The organism is Streptomyces winkii (assembly GCF_032248595.1).
Lineage (GTDB): Bacteria > Actinomycetota > Actinomycetes > Streptomycetales > Streptomycetaceae > Streptomyces > Streptomyces winkii.
Map to the genome: position 1 here is coordinate 255,363 of NZ_JASTTH010000001.1, position 14,834 is coordinate 270,196.

14 protein-coding genes are annotated in these 14,834 nt (G+C 67.5%); all 14 read left to right on the top strand.

All coding sequences use genetic code 11. The annotated features are described in order from the left end of the window. Positions 1-46 precede the first annotated feature (46 nt). The 14 genes from QQM67_RS01180 (at position 47) to rplW (ending at position 14,818) form a co-directional block, all read left to right on the top strand. A complete protein-coding gene (locus tag QQM67_RS01180) occupies positions 47-3,946 on the top strand; it encodes a DNA-directed RNA polymerase subunit beta' (RefSeq protein WP_314172202.1) in 3,900 nt (1,299 codons plus the stop codon). Between the two features lie 88 nt (positions 3,947-4,034). Next, on the top strand, positions 4,035-4,565 hold the full coding sequence (locus QQM67_RS01185) for a DUF1707 and DUF4190 domain-containing protein (protein ID WP_314171524.1): 531 nt from the start codon (positions 4,035-4,037) through the stop codon (positions 4,563-4,565). A gap of 294 nt (positions 4,566-4,859) precedes the next feature. Then, positions 4,860-5,231, top strand: coding sequence for a 30S ribosomal protein S12 (gene rpsL / locus QQM67_RS01190; RefSeq protein WP_003948652.1), 372 nt, complete (start codon positions 4,860-4,862; stop codon positions 5,229-5,231). Between the two features lie 2 nt (positions 5,232-5,233). Beyond that, positions 5,234-5,704 carry a 30S ribosomal protein S7 gene (rpsG, locus tag QQM67_RS01195; RefSeq protein ID WP_028433241.1) on the top strand — a complete coding sequence of 157 codons (471 nt, stop codon included), beginning with the start codon at positions 5,234-5,236 and terminating at the stop codon, positions 5,702-5,704. Positions 5,705-5,743: 39 nt separating this feature from the next. Beyond that, positions 5,744-7,867, top strand: coding sequence for an elongation factor G (fusA, locus tag QQM67_RS01200; protein ID WP_314171541.1), 2,124 nt, complete (start codon positions 5,744-5,746; stop codon positions 7,865-7,867). A 222-nt stretch (positions 7,868-8,089) separates the two neighbouring features. Further along, complete coding sequence (gene tuf, locus QQM67_RS01205) at positions 8,090-9,283, top strand: elongation factor Tu (protein ID WP_314171543.1); 1,194 nt, start codon at positions 8,090-8,092, stop codon at positions 9,281-9,283. Positions 9,284-9,495: 212 nt separating this feature from the next. Then, the gene (locus QQM67_RS01210; protein WP_314171544.1) at positions 9,496-10,053 is read left to right on the top strand and encodes a YceI family protein; all 558 of its coding nucleotides are present in this window, start codon (positions 9,496-9,498) and stop codon (positions 10,051-10,053) included. A 188-nt stretch (positions 10,054-10,241) separates the two neighbouring features. Further along, complete coding sequence (gene panD / locus QQM67_RS01215) at positions 10,242-10,673, top strand: aspartate 1-decarboxylase (RefSeq protein ID WP_314171545.1); 432 nt, start codon at positions 10,242-10,244, stop codon at positions 10,671-10,673. A gap of 72 nt (positions 10,674-10,745) precedes the next feature. Then, complete coding sequence (locus QQM67_RS01220) at positions 10,746-11,252, top strand: MarR family winged helix-turn-helix transcriptional regulator (protein ID WP_314171546.1); 507 nt, start codon at positions 10,746-10,748, stop codon at positions 11,250-11,252. A 13-nt stretch (positions 11,253-11,265) separates the two neighbouring features. Next, the gene (locus tag QQM67_RS01225; protein ID WP_314171548.1) at positions 11,266-12,447 is read left to right on the top strand and encodes an aminotransferase class V-fold PLP-dependent enzyme; all 1,182 of its coding nucleotides are present in this window, start codon (positions 11,266-11,268) and stop codon (positions 12,445-12,447) included. A gap of 395 nt (positions 12,448-12,842) precedes the next feature. Then, entirely contained in the window at positions 12,843-13,151 is a 309-nt protein-coding gene (rpsJ, locus tag QQM67_RS01230; RefSeq protein WP_016909683.1) for a 30S ribosomal protein S10, read from the top strand. Positions 13,152-13,167: 16 nt separating this feature from the next. Further along, complete coding sequence (rplC, locus tag QQM67_RS01235; protein ID WP_314171549.1) at positions 13,168-13,812, top strand: 50S ribosomal protein L3; 645 nt, start codon at positions 13,168-13,170, stop codon at positions 13,810-13,812. An 8-nt stretch (positions 13,813-13,820) separates the two neighbouring features. Then, a complete protein-coding gene (rplD, locus tag QQM67_RS01240) occupies positions 13,821-14,486 on the top strand; it encodes a 50S ribosomal protein L4 (RefSeq protein ID WP_314171550.1) in 666 nt (221 codons plus the stop codon). Continuing rightward, the gene (gene rplW / locus QQM67_RS01245) at positions 14,486-14,818 is read left to right on the top strand and encodes a 50S ribosomal protein L23 (RefSeq protein ID WP_314171551.1); all 333 of its coding nucleotides are present in this window, start codon (positions 14,486-14,488) and stop codon (positions 14,816-14,818) included. Before rplD ends, rplW begins: the two co-directional genes overlap by 1 nt. The last annotated feature ends 16 nt before the right edge of the window (positions 14,819-14,834 follow it).

Here is a 14,834-nt window from a genome sequence, read left to right on the forward strand (position 1 = left end):
CCGCTCAGACCATTCATCGACACAACCCTGAGAGGGATTGACGAGAGTGCTCGACGTCAACTTCTTCGACGAACTGCGGATCGGCCTGGCCACCGCTGACGACATCCGTCAGTGGTCGCACGGCGAGGTCAAGAAGCCCGAAACCATCAACTACCGCACCCTCAAGCCCGAGAAGGACGGACTCTTCTGCGAGAAGATCTTCGGTCCGACCCGGGACTGGGAGTGCTACTGCGGCAAGTACAAGCGCGTCCGCTTCAAGGGCATCATCTGTGAGCGCTGCGGTGTCGAGGTCACCCGCGCCAAGGTGCGCCGCGAGCGGATGGGCCACATCGAACTGGCCGCGCCCGTCACGCACATCTGGTACTTCAAGGGCGTTCCGTCGCGCCTCGGGTACCTGCTGGACCTGGCTCCGAAGGACCTGGAGAAGGTCATCTACTTCGCGGCGTACATGATCACGTACGTCGACGAGGAGCGCCGCACGCGCGACCTGCCCTCCCTGGAGGCGCACGTCGGCGTCGAGCGCCAGCAGATCGAGCAGCGCCGCGACGCCGACCTGGAGACCCGCGCCAAGAAGCAGGAGTCCGACCTGGCCGAGCTCGAGGCCGAGGGTGCCAAGGCGGACGTACGGCGCAAGGTGCGCGAGGGCGCCGAGCGCGAGATGAAGCAGATCCGCGACCGCGCGCAGCGCGAGATCGACCGCCTCGACGAGGTGTGGTCCCGCTTCAAGAACCTCAAGGTCCAGGACCTGGAGGGCGACGAGCTGCTCTACCGCGAGCTGCGCGACCGCTTCGGCACCTACTTCGACGGCTCCATGGGCGCCGCTGCCCTTCAGAAGCGCCTGGAGACGTTCGACCTGGACGAGGAGGCGGAGCGGCTCCGCGAGATCATCCGTACCGGCAAGGGCCAGAAGAAGACCCGGGCGCTGAAGCGCCTCAAGGTCGTCTCGGCCTTCCTCCAGACCAGCAACAGCCCCAAGGGCATGGTGCTGGACTGCGTGCCGGTGATCCCGCCGGACCTGCGTCCGATGGTGCAGCTGGACGGTGGCCGCTTCGCGACCTCCGACCTGAACGACCTCTACCGCCGCGTCATCAACCGGAACAACCGGCTGAAGCGTCTGCTCGACCTCGGTGCGCCCGAGATCATCGTGAACAACGAGAAGCGGATGCTTCAGGAGGCCGTCGACGCGCTCTTCGACAACGGCCGCCGCGGTCGCCCCGTCACGGGCCCCGGCAACCGTCCGCTGAAGTCGCTGTCCGACATGCTCAAGGGCAAGCAGGGCCGCTTCCGGCAGAACCTGCTCGGCAAGCGCGTCGACTACTCGGCCCGTTCGGTGATCGTCGTCGGCCCGCAGCTCAAGCTGCACCAGTGCGGTCTGCCGAAGGCGATGGCGCTGGAGCTCTTCAAGCCGTTCGTGATGAAGCGCCTGGTGGATCTCAACCACGCGCAGAACATCAAGTCGGCGAAGCGCATGGTCGAGCGCGGCCGCACGGTCGTGTACGACGTGCTGGAAGAGGTCATCGCGGAGCACCCGGTGCTGCTCAACCGCGCACCGACGCTGCACCGCCTCGGCATCCAGGCCTTCGAGCCGCAGCTGGTCGAGGGCAAGGCCATTCAGATCCACCCGCTCGTGTGCACCGCGTTCAACGCGGACTTCGACGGTGACCAGATGGCCGTGCACCTGCCGCTGTCCGCGGAGGCGCAGGCCGAGGCCCGCATCCTGATGCTGTCCTCGAACAACATCCTCAAGCCGGCCGACGGCCGGCCGGTGACCATGCCGACGCAGGACATGGTGCTCGGGCTGTTCTTCCTCACCACCACCGAGGAGCAGCGCGAGACCGTCGGCGACGGCAGGTCGTTCAACTCCACCGCCGAAGCGATCATGGCCTTCGACGCCGGGGAGCTCTCGCTCCAGGCCGAGATCGACATCCGCTTCCCGATCGGTTCCGTGCCGCCGGCGGACTGGACGCCGCCGCTGCCCGAGCAGGGCGAGCCCGAGTGGCAGCCCGGCGACGGCTTCCGGCTGCGTACGACGCTGGGCCGTGCGCTCTTCAACGAGCTGCTGCCCGAGGAGTACCCGTACGTCGAGTACTCGGTCGGCAAGAAGGAGCTCTCCCAGATCGTCAACGATCTGGCCGAGCGCTACCCGAAGGTCACCGTGGCGGCCGCGCTGGACAACCTGAAGTCGGCCGGTTACTTCTGGGCGACCCGCTCCGGCGTGACCATCGCCATCTCGGACGTCGTCGTCCCCGACGCCAAGCCGGAGATCATCGCCGGTTACGAGGCGCAGGACGAGAAGGTCCAGAAGCAGTACGAGCGCGGTCTGATCACCAAGGACGAGCGCACGCAGGAGCTCATCGCGATCTGGACGAAGGCGACCAACGAGGTCTCCGAGGCGATGAGCGACAACTTCCCGAAGACGAACCCGATCTTCATGATGGTCGACTCGGGCGCCCGAGGGAACATGATGCAGATGCGTCAGATCGCCGGTATGCGCGGTCTGGTGTCCAACGCGAAGAACGAGACCATTCCGCGGCCGATCAAGGCGTCGTTCCGTGAGGGCCTCTCCGTGCTGGAGTACTTCATCTCCACGCACGGCGCCCGCAAGGGTCTCGCGGACACCGCCCTGCGTACCGCGGACTCGGGCTACCTGACGCGTCGTCTCGTCGACGTCTCCCAGGACGTGATCATCCGCGAGGAGGACTGCGGCACCGACCGCGGCCTCAAGCTGGAGATCGCGGCCAAGGGCGCCGACGACGTGCTGCGCAAGGCCGCGGACGTCGAGACCAGCGTGTACGCGCGCTGCCTCGCCGAGGACATCGTCGTCGACGGCAAGGTGCTGGCCCCGGCCGGCACCGACCTGGGCGACGTGCTCATCGACGAGCTGGTGCGGCACGGCGTCGAGACCGTCAAGACCCGCTCCGTCCTGACCTGTGAGTCGGCGGTCGGCACCTGCGCCATGTGCTACGGGCGTTCGCTGGCCACCGGCAAGCTCGTCGACATCGGCGAGGCCGTCGGCATCATCGCGGCCCAGTCGATCGGTGAGCCCGGCACCCAGCTGACGATGCGCACCTTCCACACCGGTGGTGTGGCCGGTGACGACATCACGCAGGGTCTGCCGCGTGTGGTCGAGCTGTTCGAGGCCCGTACGCCCAAGGGCGTCGCGCCGATCTCGGAGTCGGCCGGCCGGGTCCGTATCGAGGAGACGGAGAAGACCAAGAAGGTCGTCGTCACCCCGGACGACGGCTCGGACGAGACCTCGTACGCGGTCAGCAAGCGCGCCAGGCTGCTGGTGGGCGAGGGCGACCACGTCTCCGTCGGCCAGGCGCTGACGGTGGGTGCCACCAACCCGCACGACGTGCTGCGCATCCTCGGCCAGCGTGCGGTCCAGGTGCACCTGGTCGGCGAGGTCCAGAAGGTCTACAACTCGCAGGGCGTCTCGATCCACGACAAGCACATCGAGATCATCATCCGGCAGATGCTGCGCCGCGTGACGATCATCGAGTCCGGCGACGCGGAGCTGCTGCCGGGCGAGCTGGTGGAGCGTACGAAGTTCGAGGGTGAGAACCGTCGCGTCGTGGCGGAAGGCGGCCACCCGGCCTCCGGCCGTCCGCAGCTGATGGGCATCACCAAGGCTTCGCTGGCCACCGAGTCGTGGCTGTCGGCGGCGTCCTTCCAGGAGACGACCAGGGTCCTGACGGACGCGGCGATCAACGCCAAGTCCGACTCCCTGATCGGCCTCAAGGAGAACGTCATCATCGGCAAGCTCATCCCGGCCGGTACGGGCCTGTCCCGTTACCGCAACATCCGGGTGGAGCCCACCGAGGAGGCGAAGGCGGCGATGTACTCGGCCGTCGGCTACGACGACATCGACTACTCGCCGTTCGGCACGGGCTCCGGCCAGGCGGTCCCGCTGGAGGACTACGACTACGGTCCGTACAACGCCTGACCCGAGGTCATAGCTCTGCTACAGAGGGCGGCCGTTCCTACCCGGAGCGGCCGCCCTCCGTGCATGATGATCCGGAGGGGGTGGTCGGATGCTCGCCGGGAACGCTGACCGGGACCGGGCGGCAGACGTACTCAAGGCCGCGTACGCGGAGGGACGGCTGAACAAGGACGAGTACGACTACAGGGTCGGGCGAGCCGTCGCGGCCCGTACGGTCGAGGAGCTCCAGCAGCTGACGGGGGATGTGCCCAACGGGCCCAGTGCCGTTCCGCCTACCTTCCAACGTCCGTCCGGCCAGGGCCAGTTGATGCCCTTCCAGCCGCAAACGGTGATGCCGTACACCTTTCCGCGGCGGCAGAACAGCACGGCGACCGCGGCGCTCGTCTGCGGCATCGCCGCGCCTGTCTTCTCCGCGTTCACGGCGCCGCTGATGTACGGCCTCAACGCCCCCTACCTCTTCTGGCTGGGAGCGGCGCCGAGCGTGATCCTCGGGCACAAGGCGCGCCGCGAGGTGCGGCGCACGGGAGAGCGCGGCGAGAGCGCGGCGGTGGCCGGGCTGCTGCTGGGATGGATCTGCATGGCACTGACGGGGCTGCTGGCGGTCGTCTTCGCCGTGCTCTGACAGGCCGCCGACCTGGGGCCCGTGTGATCCGTGGGCAGCGTGGAGGCTTGTTTTGACCGGGGACGACGCGATAGGTACGCTCTGACCTTGTGCCTGGGGTGCCCCCTGCTCTCTCGTAAGCGATCAGACGCTCGGGAAGTGCGAACGGCGGCACCGGATCTGCATGCTTCTCACCTGAGGAGGGCCCTTCGCCTTGGCGCGGGGCTGTGCGGTTTTCGACACGCCCGACCTCGTGGGTCGGGAGAGTGGCCCAGGTTAGCTTTACCGAGACGGCACACAGAAACCGGAGAAACGGTGCCTACGATCCAGCAGCTGGTCCGGAAGGGCCGGCAGGACAAGGTCGAGAAGAACAAGACGCCCGCACTCGAGGGTTCCCCTCAGCGTCGCGGCGTCTGCACGCGTGTTTTCACGACCACCCCGAAGAAGCCGAATTCGGCCCTGCGTAAGGTCGCGCGTGTGCGTCTGACCAGCGGGATCGAGGTCACGGCCTACATTCCGGGTGAGGGCCACAACTTGCAGGAGCACTCCATCGTGCTCGTGCGCGGCGGCCGTGTGAAGGACCTGCCGGGTGTTCGCTACAAGATCATCCGCGGCTCCCTCGACACGCAGGGCGTCAAGAACCGCAAGCAGGCTCGCAGCCGCTACGGCGCCAAGAAGGAGAAGTAACCATGCCTCGTAAGGGCCCCGCCCCGAAGCGCCCGGTCATCATCGACCCGGTCTACGGCTCTCCTCTGGTGACGTCCCTCATCAACAAGGTGCTGCTGAACGGCAAGCGCTCCACTGCGGAGCGCATCGTCTACGGCGCCATGGAGGGCCTGCGGGAGAAGACCGGCAACGACCCGGTCATCACCCTCAAGCGCGCGCTGGAGAACGTCAAGCCGACCCTCGAGGTCCGCTCGCGGCGCGTCGGTGGCGCCACATACCAGGTTCCGGTCGAGGTCCGCCCCGGCCGTTCCTCCACGCTCGCGCTGCGCTGGATCGTGGGTTACTCGCGCGCCCGCCGCGAGAAGACCATGACCGAGCGCCTGCTGAACGAGCTGCTCGACGCCTCCAACGGGCTCGGTGCCGCCGTGAAGAAGCGCGAGGACACTCACAAGATGGCCGAGTCCAACAAGGCCTTCGCGCACTACCGCTGGTAGTCGCAGACCCCATCGAGACCGAGAGAAGACTGAAGCCTTATGGCTACCACTTCACTTGACCTGGCCAAGGTCCGGAACATCGGGATCATGGCCCACATCGACGCGGGCAAGACGACGACCACCGAGCGGATCCTGTTCTACACCGGTCGCAGCTACAAGATCGGTGAAGTCCACGACGGCGCTGCCACGATGGACTGGATGGCCCAGGAGCAGGAGCGCGGCATCACGATCACGTCTGCCGCGACGACCACTCACTGGCCGCTCAACGACGTCGACTACACCATCAACATCATCGACACCCCCGGCCACGTCGACTTCACCGTCGAGGTGGAGCGTGCGCTGCGTGTGCTCGACGGTGCCGTGACGGTGTTCGACGGCGTGGCCGGCGTCGAGCCGCAGTCCGAGACCGTCTGGCGTCAGGCGGACCGGTACGGCGTGCCGCGCATCTGTTTCGTCAACAAACTGGACCGCACCGGCGCGGAGTTCCACCGCTGCGTCGACATGATCGTGGACCGCCTCGGTGCGGTGCCGCTGGTCATGCAGATCCCGATCGGGACCGAGGCGGACTTCAAGGGCGTCGTCGACCTGGTCAGCATGAAGGCGCTGGTCTGGTCGCCCGAGGCGAAGATGGGCGAGATGTACGACACCGTCGACATCCCGGCCACGCACGCCGAGGCCGCCGACGAGTGGCGCGGCAATCTGCTCGAGGCCGTCGCGGAGAACGACGAGGAGATGATGGAGCTGTACCTGGAGGGCCAGGAGCCCACCGAGGAGCAGCTCTACGCGGCGATCCGCCGTATCACCCTCGCCTCCACCGGCGCCGAGGGCACCACCACCGTGACCCCCGTCTTCTGCGGAACGGCGTTCAAGAACAAGGGCGTTCAGCCCCTGCTCGACGCCATCGCCCGCTACCTCCCGTCCCCGCTGGACGTCGAGGCGATCGAGGGTCACTCCGTGAAGGACCCGGAAGAGGTCCTGTCGCGGAAGCCGTCGGAGCAGGAGCCCATGTCGGCGCTCGCATTCAAGATCGCGAGCGATCCGCACCTGGGCAAGCTCACCTTCATCCGGGTCTACTCCGGCAAGCTGGAAACCGGCTCGCAGGTGATGAACTCGGTGAAGGGCAAGAAGGAGCGCATCGGCAAGATCTACCGGATGCACGCGAACAAGCGTGAGGAGATCGAGTCGGTGGGTGCCGGCGACATCGTCGCCGTCATGGGTCTCAAGCAGACCACCACCGGTGAGACTCTCTGCGACGCGAGCAACCCGGTGATCCTCGAGTCGATGGAGTTCCCGGCTCCCGTGATCGAGGTCGCGATCGAGCCCAAGTCCAAGGGCGACCAGGAGAAGTTGGGCGTCGCGATCCAGCGGCTGGCCGAGGAGGACCCGTCCTTCCAGGTCAAGACCGACGAGGAGACCGGCCAGACGATCATCGCGGGCATGGGCGAACTGCACTTGGACGTGCTGGTCGACCGCATGAAGCGCGAGTTCAAGGTCGAGGCCAACGTCGGCAAGCCGCAGGTGGCGTACCGCGAGTCGCTTCGCAAGGCGGTCGACAAGGTGGACTACACCCACAAGAAGCAGACCGGTGGTTCCGGTCAGTTCGCGAAGGTGCAGATCGCCGTCGAGCCGCTCGAAGGTGACGGCTACGAGTTCGTCAACCAGGTCACCGGTGGCCGCATCCCGCGGGAGTACATCCCGTCCGTGGACGCGGGCTGCCAGGAGGCCATGGAGTTCGGTGTGCTGGCGGGCTACCCGCTGACCGGCGTCCGCGTGACGCTGCTCGACGGTGCCTTCCACGACGTCGACTCCTCGGAGATGGCATTCAAGATCGCCGGTTCCATGGCGTTCAAGGATGCCGCGCGCAAGGCGAGCCCGGCGCTGCTGGAGCCGATGATGAAGGTCGAAGTCACCACGCCCGAGGAGTACATGGGCGATGTGATCGGCGACATCAACTCCCGTCGTGGCCAGGTTCAGTCCATGGACGACCGGAGTGGCGCCAAGCTCGTCACCGGCCTGGTCCCGCTGTCGGAGATGTTCGGTTACGTCGGAGACCTGCGCAGCAAGACCTCCGGCCGTGCCAACTACTCCATGCAGTTCGACTCCTACGCCGAAGTTCCGCGGAGCGTCGCCGAGGAGATCATCGCGAAGGCCAAGGGCGAGTAACACCGCGTTGCTCAACCCTTAGGCTGGAGCAAAGGCATTCGGGGCACTTCGGTGCAGACCGTACGGCTCGTCCGTCGGCTGTGCCGGGGTCCCCGGCCGCCAGCCCCCCAAGCGAACTGGTCAAGGGCATCCCCCTCGGGGTCCTGACCGGTTCATAACGACCATCTGAACCCCTCCGCAGAATGTGGAGGGTGTACAGCACCAGTCCACAGGAGGACCCCAGTGGCGAAGGCGAAGTTCGAGCGGACTAAGCCGCACGTCAACATCGGCACCATCGGTCACATCGACCACGGTAAGACGACTCTTACCGCGGCGATCACCAAGGTGCTGCACGACAAGTACCCGGAGCTGAACGAGGCTTCCGCGTTCGACAGCATCGACAAGGCGCCCGAAGAGCGCCAGCGCGGAATCACGATCTCCATCGCGCACGTCGAGTACCAGACGGAGAACCGTCACTACGCTCACGTCGACTGCCCGGGTCACGCGGACTACATCAAGAACATGATCACCGGTGCCGCCCAGATGGACGGCGCGATCCTCGTGGTCGCCGCCACCGACGGCCCGATGCCGCAGACCAAGGAGCACGTCCTCCTTGCTCGCCAGGTCGGCGTGCCGTACATCGTGGTCGCCCTCAACAAGGCGGACATGGTGGACGACGAGGAGATCATGGAGCTCGTCGAGCTCGAGGTCCGTGAGCTGCTCTCCGAGTACGAGTTCCCGGGCGACGACGTTCCGGTCGTCAAGGTCTCCGCGCTCAAGGCCCTTGAGGGCGACGCCGAGTGGTCGGACTCCATCGCCAAGCTGATGGACGCCGTCGACGACGCGATCCCGCAGCCCGAGCGTGACGTCGAGAAGCCGTTCCTGATGCCGATCGAGGACGTCTTCACCATCACCGGCCGCGGCACGGTCGTCACCGGCCGCATCGAGCGCGGTGTGCTGAAGGTCAACGAGAACGTCGACATCATCGGCATCAAGGAGCAGAAGACCTCGACGACCGTCACCGGCATCGAGATGTTCCGCAAGCTCCTCGACGAGGGCCAGGCCGGTGAGAACGTCGGTCTGCTGCTCCGCGGCATCAAGCGCGAGGACGTCGAGCGCGGCCAGGTCATCATCAAGCCCGGCTCGGTCACCCCGCACACGGAGTTCGAGGGCCAGGCCTACATCCTGTCGAAGGACGAGGGCGGCCGGCACACCCCGTTCTTCAACAACTACCGCCCGCAGTTCTACTTCCGTACCACCGACGTGACCGGCGTCGTGACCCTCCCCGAGGGCACCGAGATGGTCATGCCGGGCGACAACACCGAGATGAGCGTCCAGCTCATCCAGCCCGTCGCCATGGAAGAGGGCCTCAAGTTCGCCATCCGTGAGGGTGGCCGTACCGTGGGCGCCGGCCAGGTCACGAAGATCATCAAGTGACCCGCCGCTCCCTTCTCCGAGGGGGGCTGCCGGCCTGAAGGCGGCGAAGGGGTCCGTACGACGCACGTCGTACGGGCCCCTTCGTGCTGCCCGGGGAGACCGCACTCCGGCAAGCGGCAATCAGTGGGCCGTGAGTGGAATAGTTCAGCGTTCAACGAGGTTCACGCATAGGCAAGCAAGCACCGTGACCCTTGTGAATCTGGAGGAATGCCATGACCACTGCTACCGATTACGCCAAGCTGACCGGGGACTACGCCCTCGATCCCACCCACACCCGCATCGGCTTCGTAGCGCGCCATGCGATGGTGACGAAGGTGCGCGGGGCGTTCAACGACTTCACCGGCACCGCCCACATCGACGGTGAGAACCCCGAGAGGTCGTCGGTGGAACTGGTCATCAAGGCCGAGAGCATCGACACCCGCAACACCGACCGCGACGCCCACCTGCGCGGCAACGACTTCCTGAAGATGGACGAGCACCCGGAGATCACCTTCCGTTCGACGGAGGTCCGGCAGAGCGGCGACGACGCGTTCGACGTCACCGGCGACCTCACCATCAAGGGCGTGACCCGCTCGGTGACCGTTCCGTTCACCTACGAGGGCCAGGCCACCGACCCCTTCGGCAACAGCCGGATCGGCTTCGAGGGCACCACCACGATCAACCGCCAGGACTTCGGCGTCACTTGGAACGCCGCGCTGGAGACCGGCGGCTTCCTGGTGAGCGACAAGGTCACGCTCGAGTTCGAGGTCTCGGCCATCAAGCAGGGCTGACCAACCACGCGCGTACGACGGCCCACGCGATGAGCCACGGCGGCTCGTCGGCGTGGGCCGCGTCGTGTCTTGCCGTACGGCCCGTCGTACAGGCCGTCTTACGGGGCTTCTCGCGCGGTCGCATACGATGGCGGGGTCGGCGCGCACCTCCTCGCGAGGGCGCGACCTTCTTCCTCAGGAGCGACGCCATGCTGCGCACCATGTTCAAGTCCAAGATCCACCGGGCCACCGTGACCGAGGCCGACCTGCACTACGTGGGCTCCGTCACGGTCGATGCCGAACTCATAGACGCCGCCGATCTGTTGCCGGGCGAGCTGGTCCACATCGTCGACATCACCAACGGCTCGCGCCTGGAGACGTACGTCATCGAGGGCGAGCGGGGCTCGGGCGTGATCGGGATCAACGGGGCCGCGGCACACCTCGTGCACCCCGGCGATCTGGTCATCCTGATCAGCTATGCCCAGGTCGACGACGCGGAGGCGCGTGCACTGCGGCCCGCCGTCGTACACGTCGACGCGGACAACCGGATCGTGGGCACCGGTGCGGACGCCGCCGAGGCGGTCCCCGGCGGCGACGCCGTCCGCAGCCCGCACGCGGCAGCCGCGTCCGTGGCGGGATGACCCGAGTCGCCGCCTGAGGCCGAGCACGCGAAAACGTATGCGCGAGACATGTGTCTGTGTCATGCTTCTGCGATGACGACGCTGACCGCGAACTGGCTGGGCGCACTGACCGTCGGCCTCGGCGACCTGCTGGACCGGGCGCTGCGGGACGCCTCCGGTCTCGATCCGGCGGCCGTCGCCGCGGTGCTGACCGTACGGGCGCGTCCCGGGCAGTCCGTCTCGGAGCTCGCCGAGACCCTCGGGGTCACGCATTCCGGATGCGTACGGGTCGTGGGGCGGCTGGTCGATTCGGGGCTCCTGGTCCGTGGCCCGGGCCCCGACGGCCGTACGCGCGGACTGAGCCTGAGTGAGGACGGGGACGCGGCGGCCGACGAGATGCTGCGCGCCCGCAGGCAGGTGCTCGAAGGGCTCGTCGGGCGGCTGACTCCCGAGGAGACCGCCGGCCTGGAGCAGGCGCTGAAGGGGCTGCTCCCGCAGCTTCCCGGCGACAGGCCGGGTGCGCGCCGCGTCTGCCGGCTGTGCGAGCACGCCGTCTGCCGCGGCGCCGACTGCGTCGTCTCCACGGCTGCCGGACACTGAGGACGGCGAGCGCATGGCGGAGAGGAGCCCGAGGGCGGGGGAGGCCATGGCCGAACTGCCCGATTACACCGCGTACTTCGGCGACCCGGACGGCCATGTCTGGCTCAACACCGCGCATCAGGGGCCGATGCCCACGTCCGCCGTACATGCGGCCTGCGAGGCGGCACACGAGAAGGCCGCACCGCACCGCATCCCCGACGAGGCTTTCACCGAGCGACCCGAGGAACTGCGCTCCCTGCTCGCCGCGTTCGTCGGAGGACGCCCGGAGGAGATCGTGCTGGGCGACAGCACCTCGCACGGCCTGAACCTCGTCGCGTACGGCCTGCGTTGGCAGGACGGCGACGAGGTGCTGTGCGTCGAGGGCGACTACCCGGCCACCGTGCTGCCCTGGCTCGCACAGCAACACCACGGCGTACGGGTGCGGTTCGTGCCGCGGGGCCCGCACGGGCTCCTCGATCCGGAGCGCGTGCGGGCCTCGCTCACCGCGCGTACGCGCGTGTTCGCGCTCACCTGGGTCGACTCCTTCACGGGCGCGGCCGCGGACCTCGGCTCGCTCGGCGAGATCTGCCGGGAGGCCGGCGCCCTGTTCGTGGTGAACGGCTCGCAGGCGGTCGGCGCCCGTCCCGTCGACGTCGCCTCGACGCCCGTCGACGCCCTCGTCTCGTGCGGCTACAAGTGGATGTGCGGCCCGTACGGCACGGGGTTCGCCTGGCTCGCGCCGTCACTGATTTCCGCGATCGAGCCGCACCGCGTCTACTGGCTCGCCCAGCAGCGCGGACGGGGGCTGGAGCACATGCGCTCGTACACGATCGAGGACCGCGGGGTGCGTGACCTTGACGTCTTCTGTCCCGCCGACTTCCTCGACACGGCGGCCTGGAAGAGCGCCGTCGAACTGCTCGCCGGCATCGGCCCGCCCGCGATCCAAGCGCACGGCCGCCGGCTCGTGCGGCGCCTGCTGGACGGAGTCGACCCGGAGCTCTTCGAGGTGATCGGCCCGCGGACGCTCCGCGAGCGCTCCAACCTCGTGGTGCTCGGCCCGCGCCGCGGCCGGGCCGACCGGATCGCGGAGCGTCTGGAACGTGAGGGGATCCACATCGCGGTTCGCGAGGGCAACGTCAGGCTCTCGCCCCACCTCTGCAACACCGCGGACCACATGGACCGCGCACTCGATGTGCTGAACTGCTCGCAGGCCTGAGGCCGTTCGCCCGCGCCCGCCGCCCCGGCGGCCCACCTCCGAATCCGGAGATCGGGCCGATTGGCATGAGCCAAATGCCATATGGCACACTGTCCAGGTTGCTCGGTTGAGTGCCGATGCTGCACGCCTCCCGCCGGGAGGACCGGAAGCGAGTCCCAGCGTATTCGTCGCCCCTTATCAGGAGCGGAAGTACGGGAATCTTCCGGGAAGTGCAGGAGGGGCTTCCAACCAGGCGCCCGGTGGGTCCGTACCCCCGAATCCTTTCTCTCGAGAGAAACCTCCGCGGTTCGTTGCGGGAAGGGATACGACACGCCCGACCGCGTGGGTCGGGAGTCGAGGAGGACGGCACCCATGGGTTCCAGAGCGTTTACGAGAGACAGGACTACGAAGTAGCCATGGCGGGACAGAAGATCCGCATCCGGCTCAAGGCCTACGACCACGAGGTCATCGACAACTCTGCGAAGAAGATCGTCGAGACGGTGACGCGCACAGGCGCGTCGGTCGCGGGCCCGGTGCCGCTGCCCACTGAGAAGAACGTGTACTGCGTCATCAAGTCGCCGCACAAGTACAAGGACGCGCGCGAGCACTTCGAGATGCGCACCCACAAGCGTCTGATCGACATCCTCGACCCGACGCCCAAGACCGTTGACTCGCTGATGCGCCTGGACCTCCCGGCCGGCGTCGACATCGAGATCAAGCTCTGAGGGGTGCGGGAAGAAGATGGCTAAGCAGATCAAGGGCGTCCTGGGCGAGAAGCTCGGCATGACCCAGGTCTGGGACGACAACAACCGCGTCGTGCCCGTGACCGTGGTCAAGGCCGGGCCCAATGTCGTGACCCAGGTCCGCACCGCAGACAAGGACGGCTACGAAGCCGTTCAGATCGCCTTCGGCGAGATCGACCCGCGCAAGGTGAACAAGCCCCTCAAGGGCCACTTCGCCAAGGCCGACGTCACTCCCCGCCGGCACCTCGTCGAGCTGCGTACCTCCGACGCCGGTGAGTACAGCCCCGGCCAGGAGATCAACGCCGACACCTTCGAGGCCGGCGGCAAGGTGGACGTGACGGGCAAGTCCAAGGGCAAGGGCTTCGCCGGCGGCATGAAGCGCCACGGCTTCCGCGGCGGCAAGGCCTCGCACGGTGCGCACCGCATCCACCGCAAGCCCGGTGCCATCGGCGGCTGCGCCACACCCGGCCGTGTCTTCAAGGGCACGCGGATGCCCGGCCGCATGGGCAACGAGCGGGTCACCACCCAGAACCTGACCGTCCACGCCGTTGACGCGGAGAAGGGCCTGCTGCTCATCAAGGGCGCGGTTCCCGGTCCGAACGGCGGCCTCGTCCTGGTCCGCACCGCGGCCAAGGGGGCCTGAGGTTAACCATGACTACCAGTACCGTTGACATCCTTTCGCCTGCCGGCGACAAGGCCGGGACCGTCGAGCTCCCCTCGGAGATCTTCGACGCGCGGGTCAGCGTCCCGCTGATCCACCAGGTCGTCGTCGCCCAGCTGGCCGCTGCCCGCCAGGGCACGCACAAGACGAAGACCCGCGGCGAGGTCCGCGGCGGCGGCAGGAAGCCGTACCGCCAGAAGGGCACCGGCCGCGCCCGTCAGGGCTCGACGCGCGCCCCGCAGTTCGCGGGCGGCGGCGTCGTGCACGGTCCCGTGCCGCGTGACTACTCGCAGCGGACGCCGAAGAAGATGAAGGCCGCCGCCCTGCGCGGTGCCCTCTCGGACCGGGCCCGCCACGGCCGCGTGCACGTCGTCTCCGGAGTCGTGGAGAGCGAGGTCTCCACGAAGGCCGCGAAGACGCTGCTGGGCAAGGTCAGCGAGCGCAAGCACGTGCTCCTGGTCGCCGAGCGCGCCGACGAGGCGTCCTGGCTCTCCGCCCGGAACCTGCCCCAGGTCCACATCCTGGAGCCGGGCCAGCTGAACACGTACGACGTGCTCGTCTCCGACGACGTGGTCTTCACCAAGGCCGCCTTCGAGTCCTTCGTGGCCGGCCCGCAGAAGGCTGCCACCTCAGAGCTCGAAGGGAGCGAAGCCTGATGAGCGAGGCAACAGCCGCCCAGGCCACCAGCAAGACGTTCACGGACCCCCGTGACATCTTGATCAAGCCCGTGGTCTCGGAGAAGAGCTACGCGCTGCTGGACGAGAACAAGTACACGTTCATCGTCGACCCCCGTGCCAACAAGACCCAGATCAAGCAGGCCGTCGAGGCGGTCTTCTCGGTCAAGGTCAGCGGGGTCAACACGCTCAACCGGCAGGGCAAGCGCAAGCGCACCCGTACCGGCTACGGCAGGCGCGCCAACACCAAGCGCGCCGTGGTGACCCTCGTCGAGGGCGACCGAATCGACATCTTCGGCGGCCCGGTCTCCTGACGGAGGCAGGACCGTC

What these genes read in the sequence shown, in the direction of transcription:
- QQM67_RS01185 (WP_314171524.1), top strand. Translation starts at nt 4,035, where the DNA reads ATGCTCGCCGGGAACGCTGACCGGGACCGGGCGGCAGACGTACTCAAG.
- rpsG (WP_028433241.1), top strand. Translation starts at nt 5,234, where the DNA reads ATGCCTCGTAAGGGCCCCGCCCCGAAGCGCCCGGTCATCATCGACCCG.
- fusA (WP_314171541.1), top strand. Translation starts at nt 5,744, where the DNA reads ATGGCTACCACTTCACTTGACCTGGCCAAGGTCCGGAACATCGGGATC.
- QQM67_RS01210 (WP_314171544.1), top strand. Translation starts at nt 9,496, where the DNA reads ATGACCACTGCTACCGATTACGCCAAGCTGACCGGGGACTACGCCCTC.
- panD (WP_314171545.1), top strand. Translation starts at nt 10,242, where the DNA reads ATGCTGCGCACCATGTTCAAGTCCAAGATCCACCGGGCCACCGTGACC.
- QQM67_RS01220 (WP_314171546.1), top strand. Translation starts at nt 10,746, where the DNA reads ATGACGACGCTGACCGCGAACTGGCTGGGCGCACTGACCGTCGGCCTC.
- QQM67_RS01225 (WP_314171548.1), top strand. Translation starts at nt 11,266, where the DNA reads ATGGCGGAGAGGAGCCCGAGGGCGGGGGAGGCCATGGCCGAACTGCCC.
- rpsJ (WP_016909683.1), top strand. Translation starts at nt 12,843, where the DNA reads ATGGCGGGACAGAAGATCCGCATCCGGCTCAAGGCCTACGACCACGAG.
- rplC (WP_314171549.1), top strand. Translation starts at nt 13,168, where the DNA reads ATGGCTAAGCAGATCAAGGGCGTCCTGGGCGAGAAGCTCGGCATGACC.
- rplD (WP_314171550.1), top strand. Translation starts at nt 13,821, where the DNA reads ATGACTACCAGTACCGTTGACATCCTTTCGCCTGCCGGCGACAAGGCC.
- rplW (WP_314171551.1), top strand. Translation starts at nt 14,486, where the DNA reads ATGAGCGAGGCAACAGCCGCCCAGGCCACCAGCAAGACGTTCACGGAC.